This window comes from Howardella ureilytica, from assembly GCF_054657495.1.
The window spans coordinates 22431-35618 of record NZ_BAAHYP010000002.1 but is presented as its reverse complement, the minus strand read 5'-3'; the positions used below and the strand labels follow the sequence as shown (position 1 = coordinate 35618).

12 protein-coding genes are annotated in these 13188 nt (G+C 37.5%); 8 read left to right on the top strand and 4 right to left on the bottom strand.

The features are described 5' to 3' along the window. Positions 1–30: 30 nt before the first annotated feature. A complete protein-coding gene (locus ACYQ1N_RS01375) occupies positions 31–969 on the bottom strand; it encodes a biotin--[acetyl-CoA-carboxylase] ligase (protein WP_459831843.1) in 939 nt (312 codons plus the stop codon). A gap of 231 nt (positions 970–1200) precedes the next feature. Here ACYQ1N_RS01375 and yihA point away from each other — a divergent pair, with 231 nt between their 5' ends. From yihA to ACYQ1N_RS01340, 7 genes are read left to right on the top strand one after another with little or no spacing between them, the layout of a single operon-like run. Further along, positions 1201–1800 (top strand): ribosome biogenesis GTP-binding protein YihA/YsxC, encoded by a 600-nt coding sequence (gene yihA, locus ACYQ1N_RS01370; protein WP_459831841.1) that lies wholly within the window; start codon positions 1201–1203, stop codon positions 1798–1800. Positions 1801–1809: 9 nt separating this feature from the next. Then, positions 1810–2532: a tRNA (guanosine(37)-N1)-methyltransferase TrmD gene (trmD, locus tag ACYQ1N_RS01365; protein WP_459831839.1), complete on the top strand. Its 723-nt coding sequence runs from the start codon at positions 1810–1812 to the stop codon at positions 2530–2532. 32 nt (positions 2533–2564) lie between these two features. Next, on the top strand, positions 2565–3203 hold the full coding sequence (nth, locus tag ACYQ1N_RS01360) for an endonuclease III (protein WP_459831837.1): 639 nt from the start codon (positions 2565–2567) through the stop codon (positions 3201–3203). 57 nt (positions 3204–3260) lie between these two features. Continuing rightward, positions 3261–4220, top strand: a complete 960-nt coding sequence (locus ACYQ1N_RS01355) for an AIR synthase-related protein (protein WP_459831835.1) — start codon at positions 3261–3263, stop codon at positions 4218–4220. Beyond that, on the top strand, positions 4210–4722 hold the full coding sequence (locus ACYQ1N_RS01350) for an Lrp/AsnC family transcriptional regulator (protein ID WP_459831833.1): 513 nt from the start codon (positions 4210–4212) through the stop codon (positions 4720–4722). The genes ACYQ1N_RS01355 and ACYQ1N_RS01350 overlap by 11 nt, the downstream gene beginning before the upstream one ends. Next, complete coding sequence (locus ACYQ1N_RS01345) at positions 4719–5876, top strand: aminotransferase class I/II-fold pyridoxal phosphate-dependent enzyme (RefSeq protein WP_459831831.1); 1158 nt, start codon at positions 4719–4721, stop codon at positions 5874–5876. The genes ACYQ1N_RS01350 and ACYQ1N_RS01345 overlap by 4 nt, the downstream gene beginning before the upstream one ends. Then, complete coding sequence (locus ACYQ1N_RS01340) at positions 5869–6369, top strand: tRNA (cytidine(34)-2'-O)-methyltransferase (protein ID WP_459831828.1); 501 nt, start codon at positions 5869–5871, stop codon at positions 6367–6369. The genes ACYQ1N_RS01345 and ACYQ1N_RS01340 overlap by 8 nt, the downstream gene beginning before the upstream one ends. Positions 6370–7031: 662 nt before the next feature. Here the strand turns inward: ACYQ1N_RS01340 and ACYQ1N_RS01335 are convergent. Genes ACYQ1N_RS01335 through ACYQ1N_RS01325 form a run of 3 tightly spaced genes read right to left on the bottom strand, consistent with a single transcriptional unit; the run spans position 7032 to position 11565 of the window. Next, positions 7032–8480 (bottom strand): sensor histidine kinase, encoded by a 1449-nt coding sequence (locus ACYQ1N_RS01335; RefSeq protein WP_459831825.1) that lies wholly within the window; start codon positions 8478–8480, stop codon positions 7032–7034. A gap of 4 nt (positions 8481–8484) precedes the next feature. Next, the gene (locus ACYQ1N_RS01330) at positions 8485–9180 is read right to left on the bottom strand and encodes a response regulator (protein ID WP_459831822.1); all 696 of its coding nucleotides are present in this window, start codon (positions 9178–9180) and stop codon (positions 8485–8487) included. 24 nt (positions 9181–9204) lie between these two features. After that, on the bottom strand, positions 9205–11565 hold the full coding sequence (locus tag ACYQ1N_RS01325) for an endonuclease MutS2 (RefSeq protein ID WP_459831820.1): 2361 nt from the start codon (positions 11563–11565) through the stop codon (positions 9205–9207). 385 nt (positions 11566–11950) lie between these two features. Here ACYQ1N_RS01325 and ACYQ1N_RS01320 point away from each other — a divergent pair, with 385 nt between their 5' ends. Beyond that, positions 11951–13177 carry a S1C family serine protease gene (locus tag ACYQ1N_RS01320; RefSeq protein ID WP_459831818.1) on the top strand — a complete coding sequence of 409 codons (1227 nt, stop codon included), beginning with the start codon at positions 11951–11953 and terminating at the stop codon, positions 13175–13177. The last annotated feature ends 11 nt before the right edge of the window (positions 13178–13188 follow it).

The window sequence follows — 13188 nt, the reverse complement described above, 5'->3', positions numbered from 1 at the left end:
GCAAAATGCAGCCCGCACATAATATGACGTTTAAAGTCTTATGCTTATTTCGTTGCCGGAAAGTGTTACAGAGGCTCCGTCTTCCTTTCTGATAATAAGATTTGCCAAATTATCAATGTCTTCAACATATGCGTTATATGTATTATTTTTTTCATATACGGTAATATTCTTATGAAGCACTATGGAATATTTTTTATATTTTTCAATCAGAGAATCATCATATATGTTCTTATAGTTGTAATGAAAGTGATTGAGTACAGAAACTATCAAATCATTTCGGTGTCTGAATGTATCGGTAAAATCCTCAATGCTTGATGCAATACCGTTTGTAAATTGAGAGTTATTGATATGATGTACGTTTATTCCGATTCCGACTACCATATATTCAAGACTCATGGATTGAAGCTCAATGCCGGCTTCGCATAAAATACCGGCCAGCTTTTTCTTTTTATAATATATGTCATTTACCCATTTAATCCCCGTTTCTATTCCGTATACATCCTTTATTGCTTCAACAATGCTTACTCCGGCACATGCCGTAATAAGAAGAGAAAGATCAAGGGGTATATCGGGTTTTATCAGGACGGACATATAGATTCCTTTGTTTTTTTCGCAGTAAAACGGTCTGCCGTTTCTTCCCTTGCCTCCAAGCTGGTTATTGCTTATGAGTACAGAGCCTTCCGGAAGGGATGATGCACGTTCCTTTATGTCGGCATTTGTTGACGACGTGCTGTCAAGCACCGTTATATTTTTATAGAAAGAATCGGTATTATCTTTGATGTACTGGTCCGAAAGATAATCATTTTCATTTATAAGCATATATCCTTTGTTTTGCTTGGATAATATATCATATCCCTCATTTCTCAATGTTTTTATGTTTTTGGAGATGCTTACACGGCTGACATTTAATTCATTTGCGATACTTTCGCCGGATACATATTTATTTTCGTTGTTTATCAGTATATTCAAAATTTTGTTTTTCATGATTACAATTATATATTAACGGGAGTAAGTATCAAGTATATAGATGTATGTTTATTTATAACCGATTAAATAAATTCCCGATTAACAACGAAAAATAACATAACGGTATGTTATGATAGTAAATGCTTTAACAGTATATGTTTTATCTGATAATATACATACGGATAATTATTTAAAATAAACCGATAATCGGTTCTACAGGAGAACTTTTAATAAATGAAGATTAAAAAAGTAAATCTTGATACGGTAATAGGTATAACAAGCGATATTCCGGAAACGGAATATCCCGAGATTGCATTTGCCGGTAAATCAAATGTAGGCAAGAGCTCAATAATCAACGCCTTAATGAACAGAAAATCATACGCAAGAACATCCGAGAAGCCGGGTAAGACTCAAACCATTAATTACTATAACGTAAACGACGCCATATATCTTGTTGATCTTCCGGGATACGGATATGCGAATGTAAGCGTTAAAGTAAAGGAAAAGTGGGGGAAGATGATAGAGAAATATCTGTCAACCTCAGGGATGTTAAAAGCCGTGTATTTGTTAATAGACAGCAGACATGCCCCTTCGGCTAACGACAAATTGATGTATGACTGGGTTATATCCGTGGGATTCAGACCCGTAATAATTGCAACAAAGTCCGACAAACTCAAGAAAAACGAGCGAATAAAAAATGTTAACATGATAAGAAAAGAACTCGGTATGAGGCCGGAGGACAAACTTATTCTTACGTCAAGTCTGAAAAAGGAGGCCATAGATCAGGTGTGGGAATCACTTTGTGACGACGCCGGAATAGAAAATATGGAATAAAGGATTGCCATGAACTATTATGTACTCAGCCTGTTTCCGGAGATTATTGAGAATTCTCTGAACGCAAGCATAACCGGAAGGGCTATTGAAAAGGAAATAATTACTTTAACATCGGTTGACATAAGAGATTTTTCGGATAATAAGCATATGAAAGTAGACGATTATCCGTACGGAGGGGGCGCGGGACTTGTAATTAAGCCCACATGCGTATATGACGCATATTTACACACCCTTTCGCTTATTAAGAATAAAAAAAAGCCAAGGGTAGTTTATATGACGCCTCAAGGGTCAGTGTTCAATCAAAAAAAAGCGGCGGATTTTGCAAAGGAAGAAGACCTTATTATTCTGTGCGGTCACTATAAGGGCATAGATGAACGTGTGCTTGAGACCATCGTTACGGATTATGTATCAATAGGAGATTATGTTCTTACCGGGGGAGAAATTGCCTCCGTAATTGTAATGGATGCGGTTTCAAGACTGGTTCCCGGAGTATTGGGAAACAGTGAGTCGGCATTTACGGATACATTTTCGGACGGACTGCTGGAATATCCTCAATATACGAGACCGGAGGAATTTCTGGGGATGAAGGTTCCGGAGGTTCTTCGTTCAGGGCATCACGGAAATGTTGAAAAATGGAGACATGAGCAGAAATTAATAAGAACGAGAAAAAACAGACCGGATTTGTATGAAAAATATATAATGCTGCATCCGGAAGAAGAACTTAAAGATTAAGGCGGATATGAACCGAAAGCGGGGTGATTAATGTGAGGGTATCGGAAAGAACAAAAGAAATTCTGCGAAGACTTGACGATAAATACGGCTTGGAAATTAAATGTTCTCTTGACTATACTTCGGATTCTGAACTTCTTATTGCAACAATGCTTTCGGCGCAATGTACCGATGAACGTGTAAATATCGTTACGAAAGATTTGTTTGCCGTATATAAAAACATAAACGAATTTGCAAATGCCGATATTACGGAACTTGAACACATGGTTAAGCCCACGGGTTTTTTCAGGGCAAAGGCCGCACATATTAAAGAAGCCGCAATTATGATTATGACGGAATTCGGGGGAAAGGTTCCGGATAATATCGATGATTTAACAAAACTTCCGGGAGTGGGGAGAAAAACCGCAAATGTTATATTGACTCATATTTACAATATACCGGGAATCGTGGTAGACACTCATGTTAAACGTATTACGGGAAGACTTGGGCTGACTAAGGAGACGGAACCCGTAAAAATCGAATTTGATTTATATAAAAAGCTTCCGAAGGAGCATTGGGGAAGACTTAACTACCAACTTATTACTTTCGGCAGGGAGATATGCTCCGCAAGGTCGCCTGCGTGCAGAGAGTGCTTTTTGTCAGATTTATGCAAATCAAAGGACAAGAAAATATAAACGGATTCCGTTGAGTGAAAATATGGCGATTTTTACGAAAATCAAAGGAAAATGAGCATGGAAGAAGGTATTTTACGGGACAATATATACAGAAGAGCGGTTGAAAAGAACATTGTTAAAAAGAATAAATGCGATGAAGACAATGTGACTATCAGCTTATCTTCATTTGCGTCATACAGAGATATAAAGATTGACTCATATGACGATAAATTTCATTTTTGTGTATTGTCTCTTATTGAAGCGGCAAATAATCTGCGTATAAGATCCTCGGATGGACGTATATATGCAAAAATTAATATTTTAATACCGGAACATTATACTGAAAATGAATTAAAATCGATTATAATATTACTGAATGAGTATCTTACGCTTTCAAATATAAAAATTGCCGAATGCAGCGTAAATGTATGGAATTGCATAACATATCCGATAATGAATGCGGAAGTTTTTTTATTGAATGCGGAGAATGTAAAGAGGTTTTCATTTAAAGAAAAAGATATTCCGGCAGTTGCATTCGGGGAAATCGGTATTTCTTACGTTAAAGCGGCTTTGAAGGATATATCCGTTTTTGAAAAATGTAAAAAACGATTCAGTGACGAATACATTTCAGAAATGGATTACGACTTAAGTGATATGCTGACAGATGTAGGCGGAGATGTGATTCAAAAAAGCAAATTAATAATTAATTCATCGGAATGCGGCATTAACGGCACGCTTTGGAAGCTGGCGGAACTATCGGACTGCGGATTTGAAGTTGATTATAAAAGAATTCCCGTTAAACAGTCTGTAATTGAATTATGCGAATTGCTTAAGTGTGATCCCTACAATATGCATTCTCTGGGATCGGGAATAATACTTACGGAATATCCGGATGAAGTTGTTAAGAACCTTGCCGATAAGGGAATAATTTCCGCACAAATAGGTACGTTAACAAAAGAGAAAAGTAAGATTATATTGGGAGTTGAGACAAGAAGCAACATGAACCGTCCGAAAAAGGACGAAATATATGGAATATAACGGAGTTGGTATTATGGAATTAAGAAAAGAAATATTGGACACTTTGGAGCAGGATGCAAGAATTTCACCGCAGGAACTGGCAGTAAGACTTGGTGCCGATGAAGTTGATGTTGTAAATGAAGTGGCGGCTCTTGAAAAAGAGGGAGTTATATGCGGCTATCTTACTCTTATTGACTGGGATAAGACGTCTCATGACAAAGTCACGGCTCTTATAGAAGTTAAGGTTACGCCGACCAAGGGACTCGGTTTTGACAGCATTGCAAAAAGAATAGAACAATATCCTCAGGTAAGCGCAGTCTATCTCATGTCGGGAGGATTTGACTTCACTGTTATCATAGAAGGGCGAAGCATGAGACTTGTTGCGGAATTTGTACGAAATAATCTTTCGACACTTGAGGGAGTACTCAGTACGGCAACACATTTCGTACTTCGTAAATACAAAGATCACGGCGTGATTTTTGATGAGAAAAAATCAGATGAAAGGATTAACATTTTGCCATGAGAGAATATGTATCACAACAAATTAAAAATCTCGAGCCTTCAGGTATCAGAAAATTCTTTGATGTTGTAAATGACATGCCTGACGCAATTTCTCTCGGCGTAGGTGAACCGGACTTTGAAACTCCCATGAACATAAGGACTCAGGCAATATATTCATTAGAGCAGGGGAAAACATTCTATACGTCAAATGCCGGTCTTCCGCTTCTGAGAGAAGAGATATGTAACTATGTAAAACGTAAATATAATGTGTCATATAATCCTAAAAATGAAATATTGATTACGGTGGGCGGAAGTGAAGCCATCGATATGGGACTTCGAAGCGTTCTTGACCCGGGAGATGAAGTTATTATCCCGCAGCCGGCATATGTGTCATATGAACCGTGTACAATTATGGCGGGCGGAAAGCCGGTAATAATAGATTTGAAAGCGGAAAATGAATTCCGCCTCACACCGGAAGAACTGGAAGCTGCCATTACGCCTAAGACAAAGGTGCTTATATTGCCTTTCCCTAACAACCCAACGGGCGCAATTATGGAAGCAAAAGACCTGGAGGCAATTATACCTATCATTATTAAACATGACCTCATAGTAATGTCTGACGAAATATATGCGGAACTCACTTATACCGGTAGACACGTAAGTATAGCATCTTATCCGGGTATGAAGGAAAGAACCATTTTAATAAACGGATTTTCCAAAGCGTTTGCCATGACGGGATGGCGTCTGGGATATGCTTGCGGTCCGGCTGACATTATTGAACAAATGACAAAGCTGCATCAATATGCAATTATGTGTGCGCCTACTTTAAGTCAGTACGGAGCCATAGAAGCCGTAAAAAATTCGGATGAAGAAGTAGAAAACATGGTTAAACAATATGACCAGAGAAGACGTTTTTTGCTTAATGAATTTAAACGACTTAACCTTGACTGTTTTGAGCCGGGAGGAGCATTTTACGTGTTCCCGTCAATTAAGAAAACAGGGATGACAAGTGAAGAATTTGCTACAAAGCTGCTTGAGTCGCAGAAATTGGCGGTAGTTCCGGGTAATGCATTCGGAAAGAGCGGTGAGGGCTTCATCAGAATATCATATGCTTATTCAATTGATAATTTAAAAGAAGGAATAAGAAGAATAGAGGAGTTTTTAAAGAATGTTTAACATTGTACTTCTTGAGCCGGAAATCCCCGCCAATACCGGTAACATCGGTCGAACGTGCGTGGCATGCGGACTGAGACTCCATTTAATAGAACCCTTGGGATTTATCATTAATGATAAAAATCTGAAGCGTGCGGGCATGGATTATTGGAAGGATCTGGACTGGCATTTATATAACGACTATGAGGATTTTCTTGCAAAAAACCCGGATTCAATAGGCCGTACATATTATGCAACGACTAAAGCTCATAAAACATATGCCGATGCAGATTATAAACCCGGAGATTATATAATGTTCGGGAAGGAGAGTGCGGGAATACCTGAAGAGATTCTGGTTAGAAATGAGGAAGCCTGTATCAGAATACCGATGAAAGAAGAATACAGATCCCTCAATCTCAGCAATTCGGTGGCTGTTATTGCATATGAGGCCATGAGACAAAATGATTTTAAGTCCCTTGAAGAATACGGCAAGCTGCATCGCTTAAAATGGCAATAATATAATTATGTGATTATTCATACCCGTCTCTATATTTATAATTAAATATGTTCTGCATACGGAAAGCGATAATATGAAAGGCGGGTGACTGTTTGCCTTTTAGACTCATAACAGGCAACAATCCGGACGAAAAACAAATTCACGGCTTTAAGTTCGTGTAAAATATAATTTTACACGGATTTCTCTCAAAGCAGATAGAATCGCGGCATAATATCCTGTAGTATTCTATATGTCAACAGGAAATGTTGATATACATCCGATATCCGTATTACTTTTGGGGAAACAATCAAATGTTTCTGAATTTTGCCGATATATTAATATTTAATATATAACGGCAAAAATGTTTGTTAACTTGGTATGATTTTCATTTTAACAATTATGACCTGACTAAAAAGCTTTTGTTAAGAACAACATAAGACGAAATTAAAACAAACAAAACAACACAACAAATTAAATACCTACCAAAACAAACTTAAACAGATCTGCATGCCATACCGACATACAGATCTGTTTTTTGTATTTCAACTAAATGAGTTTAAATATCATGTATCACAACCTTGAACCGCATTACCGTGCGTGAGAGTTATGAAACTGCACAATCACCGTGAGTGAGAGTTATGAAACTGCACAATCACCGTGCATGAGAGTTTTGAATGGCATTATCATTGTGTATCGGAGTCCTGAATCTTATCATCACTTAAGGCTGCGGTGAATATAAATGTCGTTCCCTCACCGTATACACTTTTTATGTCGATGGTTTCATTGTGAGCCTGAATAATGCCTTTGACAATAGACAGTCCGAGTCCGGAGCTTTTCTTGTTCCGCCCTCTGCTTTCGTCCGATTTATAAAAACGATTCCATATTTTGTCAATGTCGGTTTCTTTAATACCTGAGCCGTGGTCTCTGATTGAGATTACGGCTTTTTTTGATTTTTCATCCGGTACTTCCACGTTGATATCGATGGATGAATTGTCTTTGCTGAACTTAATGGCATTATCCACAATGTTATAAATAATCTGTTGATATTTTGTTTCGTCTGCATAAATATATGTGGAAACAGAATCAAAACTTAGCTCAAAGTGAATATTTCTGCTTGAACATACACCCTCAAATGTCTCAATAACATGCTTGATAACATTGTTAATGTCAAAAGTGCTTTTTTCCAATCTCATGGTATTGGCGTCCAGCTCCCCGAGTATAAGTATATCCTGCGTCAAATCCTTTAATCTGTTAGCTTCAAACAAAACTATATTGATATATCGGTCAATATTTTCTTTAGGTATCGTTCCGTCTGATATTGCTTCAAGATAACCTATAATTGATGTAAGCGGAGAGCGGAAGTCGTGTGAGATATTGGATAAAAAGTCCTTTTGATATTCCTCGGCATCATTTATTTTCTTTGCCATATCGGAAAGAGCAAGTTCCAGTTCACCGATACTTCCGCCGTTATTACGGTCAAATTGCACGTCGAATCGCCCTTTGTTGTATGTTTCAACAGCTCTTGCAATATACATAATGGGGCGATTGATATAAATAATATAATACATAAAGAAAAGCAAAGATATTCCGATACCTATTAATATGAGCGTAAGATCTACAATAAGGTAGCTTTTTGTGGAATCGGATATATAGTGATCGGGGATATTTAACACAATATATCCGTTCGTATCAAAATCATTTGCAACAGGTGCAAACACACTCATGTACTTTTCATTGAAAATACCGTAAAAATCGCCTGTCCAAACATGTTCCTTACCCATAAGAACAGCGTCAAAGTTATTGATTTTATAATTAATTTCGTTGTCGCTGTATTTATCGCTGTCAAATACGACAGTTCCGTCTGTCTTAATAAGAAATATACGAATATCTTCCGAACCCGCAATACTGCTTAACACTTCATTTGTTTTATTTTTTGCGTTTTCATCTTCGGAAAAAAAATCCGCCCGGTGTATATTTGATAAATTTACGGCCTGCTTATAAAGAATATTCGACGTATTTTTGTATGCAGCCCGATAATTTAATGAGTTGGCAACGAACAGCAGCAGTATGGTGGAAGCTGCAACGAAAAAAATATATAAAAAAATAATTTTTGGGAGAGAATCGCGTTTCATATGATTACCTTACTTCAAATTTGTAGCCTATACCCCAAACAGTCTGTATAGACCAATGCTCAGTGTCTTTTATTTTTTCTCTTATTCTTTTAATATGAACATCCACGGTTCTTGTTTCTCCCACATATTCATAACCCCAAATATTATCCAGGAGCTGTTCTCTTGTGAATACCTGATTTGGAGATGATGCAAGAAAATACAGCAGCTCTATCTCTTTTGGAGGCATATCGATAAACTGACCGTTGTATTGTACCGAATAATTATCTAAATTGACGGTCAGGGACGGATATGACACTGTTTTTCCCTTCTTTTTTTCCTCGGAATTAAAACTTGTACTTCTTCGTAAAAGAGCTTTAACTCTTGCTATAAATTCTTTTGTTTCAAGAGGCTTTACCATGTAATCGTCAGCCCCAAGCTCCAATGCAAGAACCTTATCAAATGTTTCGCCTTTTGCGGACAGCATGATGATCGGGGTGGTGAGAGTCTTTCTGACTTCACGGCACACTTCATAGCCGTCTATTCCCGGAAGCATAATGTCAAGCACAATTAAATTGGGATTATATTCGGCAACGGCTTTGAGTGCGGATTCGCCGTCATATGCAATTTTTGTGTCAAAAAGTTCCTTTTTTAAATAAAGAGAAACAAGCTCGGCAATATTTTCATCATCGTCTACAATCAGGATTTTTTGTGTCTGTGGCATATATTATCCTTTCATAAGGGTTATTTAAAATGTTACTATGGTAACTCCGTCATCTCCTTCACCGTTTATACCGAGTCTGAAGTTACTGATATAGGGAAGTCCGGATAAATAATCGGAAACTCCCTTTTTCAATGCTCCTGTTCCCTTACCGTGTACTATGCGTACCTGTCCGACGCCGGCAAGATAAGCATCATCCAAATATTTATCCAATACGCCTATGGCCTCATCAACAGTCATGCCGAGAAGATTAATCTCGGGAGAAATTGAACGCGATTTGTTGGAACGTATTTTGGAAGCATATGATGAAGATGTATCGGTTTTCTTTTCCTTGGGTTTCGGAGTTCTGTCTATTTGAAGATTTTTTATATTCTGCTTTAATTTAAAGTTACCGATAAGAACGGTACATTCATTTTTCTTATCCGGAGGTGTAAGTATTTCTCCGACAGTATCCATATCGTGCACAAGTACCATAACGCCGGGTTTGAAATCTTCCGGTTTGTCAGAGGATTTTTTCTTTGCGGGAGCTTTGGATAAAGATTTTTCGTGTCGCATTTTTGTCTGCTCACGAAGTCTGGTTCTTTCCTCCTCCAGTTCTTTAACCGTAACACCCGACGTATTCATAACTTTTATTGCTTTATCTGCATATGCCTTGGCTTCCGCAAGAATATTTGCGGCCTGCTCATTTGCGTTTTTCAGAATTTTGTTCTTGGAATCATTGGTCTTTTGGCGTTCGTTTTTAATTTCTTCTCTCAGGCGCTCAATCTCCTGTTTGTACTTTTTGATTTCGGCCTCTTCCGATTGAGCTTTTCGTTTTGCCGCATCAAGATCCGTAATGATATCCTCAAATGCAACATCATTGTCTGTAAGTCTTTTTTGAGCATTTTCAATAATATAGTCGCTGATACCGAGCTTTTTGGAAATGGCAAATGCATTTGATTTACCGGGTACGCCGATAAGAAGCTTATATGTAGGCCGGAGAGTATCGATGTTAAATTCGCATCCCGCATTTACAACACCCGGAGTCGTAAGAGCATACATTTTAAGTTCGCTGTAGTGAGTGGTGGCAATGGTTGTTATATGCTTTTTTAAAAGATCGTCAAGTATTGATGTTGCGAGAGCGGCTCCCTCGGTAGGATCGGTTCCCGCTCCGAGTTCGTCGAATAAAACAAGACTTTTTTCATTTGAGTGCTTTAAAATACCGGAAATGTTGGTCATATGAGCCGAAAATGTGGATAAGCTCTGTTCAATTGATTGTTCATCTCCTATGTCGGCAAATATTTCCTTAAATACGGCGACCTTTGAACCCATGTCGGCGGGTATAAGCAGTCCGGAATATGTCAGGAGACAAAGAAGTCCCACGGTTTTAAGGGTTACGGTCTTTCCTCCCGTATTTGGACCTGTAATAACAAGTGTTGAAAATTCCTTTCCTATGTGAATATCAATAGGTACCACCTTTTCTGCAGGAATAAGAGGATGTCTTGCGCTTTTTAATTCAACATAATTGTCCGTATTGATTTCAGGCATCGAACATTTATTGGATTTGCACCATGCCGCTTTTGCGTATATAAAATCAAGGATAGACAGCGTTTTAGAGTCTGCGGCTATTGCATCCGTATACTCTGCGGCTTCCTCGCTTAATTTTTTCAATATTTTTTCTATTTCTTTCTTTTCGTCAATTTCCAGCTGTTTTAACTCGTTATTGAGATTGACCACAACCGAAGGCTCGATAAATAATGTGGAACCGGTTGCGGAGCGGTCGTGTATCATGCCGGTAATTCTTCTCTTATATTCTGCTTTGACCGGTAGACAGTACCTTCCCTGCCTGCTCGTAATAATAACGTCCTGTAAACATTCTCTTACCGACGGAGAAGATAACATACGGTTTAATTCCGAGGTTATCCTGTCTTTTGTCGATTCCTGTGCTTTTCGTATTTCGGAAAGAGCGGGACTTGCGTTACTTGCTATGTAATCTTCCGAAATAATACATTTTTTTATGGATTTGGAAAGATTACTCACGGGATCAAGTGAACCATACATTTCCGTTAATGAATCCTCAAACAAGTCTTCATAATATTTTACTGCATCTTCGGCACAGATAAGCAGTTCGGCTATGGCGAGTAATTCAGATGCGTTCAGGCTGCTTTCGGCGCTGAGTCTCTTTAACATATCGGTTACGTCCACAACATGCGTAAAATCCGGTTTTCCTTTTCTGAATAATCTGTTAACGGCGTCATCTGTTTGCTTAAGCAGTTGCTTTATTTTTTCTTTTGAAGAAAGGGGATGAAGATTTAAAACACGTTCCTTTCCGGGCTCACTGTCGGCGAGAGAAGCTATCATATTTAAAATCTTGTCGTACTCAAGAGTTCTTAATACCTTTTTGTTCATGTTATACATCCTTGACTGTATTAATATTTTACAGACAGATTGTCACAGTCCTGTCTGATAACTTTTAGTATTATATTTTACTACTTGTTATTGTTTTAATAAAGTTGTAATTATACATCTTCATATTACGGCGGGAATTTTACCGCATGAATATTTACATATAAATGACAATGAAATGGATCTATTGCAAGACGCTTTATATGCGGAAAAATGTGTTTGATATATATGGTTTAATATGTTACATTTTGTTTTTCATTCTGATAAAATTTTATGATTTATATTCACTTTGAAAATTAATGATATACATTATGTTCATATATTTGGTAATATAGAAATAACTGTATCTGAAAATGCCATAATCGAAAAGCTGTTAAAAGAGGCTGATATGAGTAATGATAATACTAAGAACAATAAGTTTAGTTTATATACGGAAAAAATAATACCGAAGAAGCTGAAAAAGAAAAGCAAGAAATTTATCATAGTGTTGATAATAATAGCTGCAGGCATTACGGCATTGTTTATTGTACCTTTCATAATCAATAAAGTTAATCATATGGTAGAAGTAAGCAATTCGGAACTGTCATTGGACAGGGATGATATTCAGGCCATTAATCTTAAGGAAATCAGCGAATCGGGAAGTGTTGACAACAAAGAAGCGTTTTCTAAAATGCCTCAGACCATTGAAAATATAAACAAGTCTGTCGTATATATTACACCGAAAGACACAGATCTTATCGGCTATATTTTACCTGACGGAAATAAAGCGGAAAATGAAACGATTAGTCCGGGGTCAGGTTTGATAATAGGAGAAACGGCTACAAGATATGTGATAATGTCAGGAAATTTATCTATAGATAAGGGACAGCATGTTGACGTAACCGTTGGAGGAGATGTTATTTCAGGTACATTTCTTGCCAAAAGTCCAAACCTTAACATTGCGCTTGTTTCAATAAAAAAGAAAGATCTTTCGGATAACGCAAAAAGGAATATAGTACCGATTAAGCTCGGTAATTCGAACAGGGCACCTCTGGGATCGTTTGTAATATCATACGGCGAAAGCGGTGATGAATCAGGGACATATAATTACGGAATTATTTCAAAAAAGTATAATTTGTCCATCATAGATGCAAACCTTACGATGATTAACACAAATATAGTTTCTTCCGTAAGCAAGGGAGGATTCCTGTTTGATTCAAACGGAAATCTTCTCGGAATAGGAACCGATAAGGGTTCCGGAAGCAATACTTTTAACGTTGTGGGAATTTCAGACATTAAAAGACTTATTGAAAAATTATCGGCTGATATTGATATAGTACTTTTCGGAATATACGGTGAAGACATTACCGAAAGCATTGCCGACAAATACGGTGTGCCTAACGGCGTATATATAACAGATGTTGAATTTGATTCTCCGGCATATAAGGCAGGATTACAGTCGGGAGATATTATAACGGCAATAGACGGCAACGAAATAAAAAATATGGATGATATAGAAAATATATTATCATCCTATAAGGCAGGAAAAACCATGTCGGTTGACATAAAGAGAAAAAACAAAGACGGATATTTTGACATGTCATTCGACGTTAATACAGTGAGATATAAGTTATAAAATAATTGTAT

Excerpts from the sequence above, each read along its gene's own strand:
- ACYQ1N_RS01340 (WP_459831828.1), top strand. The coding sequence starts at position 5,869 with ATGTTTAACATTGTACTTCTTGAGCCGGAAATCCCCGCCAATACCGGT.
- ACYQ1N_RS01330 (WP_459831822.1), bottom strand. The coding sequence starts at position 9,180 with ATGCCACAGACACAAAAAATCCTGATTGTAGACGATGATGAAAATATT.
- ACYQ1N_RS01320 (WP_459831818.1), top strand. The coding sequence starts at position 11,951 with ATGAGTAATGATAATACTAAGAACAATAAGTTTAGTTTATATACGGAA.
- ACYQ1N_RS01345 (WP_459831831.1), top strand. The coding sequence starts at position 4,719 with ATGAGAGAATATGTATCACAACAAATTAAAAATCTCGAGCCTTCAGGT.
- ACYQ1N_RS01335 (WP_459831825.1), bottom strand. The coding sequence starts at position 8,480 with ATGAAACGCGATTCTCTCCCAAAAATTATTTTTTTATATATTTTTTTC.
- ACYQ1N_RS01325 (WP_459831820.1), bottom strand. The coding sequence starts at position 11,565 with ATGAACAAAAAGGTATTAAGAACTCTTGAGTACGACAAGATTTTAAAT.
- trmD (WP_459831839.1), top strand. The coding sequence starts at position 1,810 with ATGAACTATTATGTACTCAGCCTGTTTCCGGAGATTATTGAGAATTCT.
- ACYQ1N_RS01350 (WP_459831833.1), top strand. The coding sequence starts at position 4,210 with ATGGAATATAACGGAGTTGGTATTATGGAATTAAGAAAAGAAATATTG.
- yihA (WP_459831841.1), top strand. The coding sequence starts at position 1,201 with ATGAAGATTAAAAAAGTAAATCTTGATACGGTAATAGGTATAACAAGC.
- ACYQ1N_RS01355 (WP_459831835.1), top strand. The coding sequence starts at position 3,261 with ATGGAAGAAGGTATTTTACGGGACAATATATACAGAAGAGCGGTTGAA.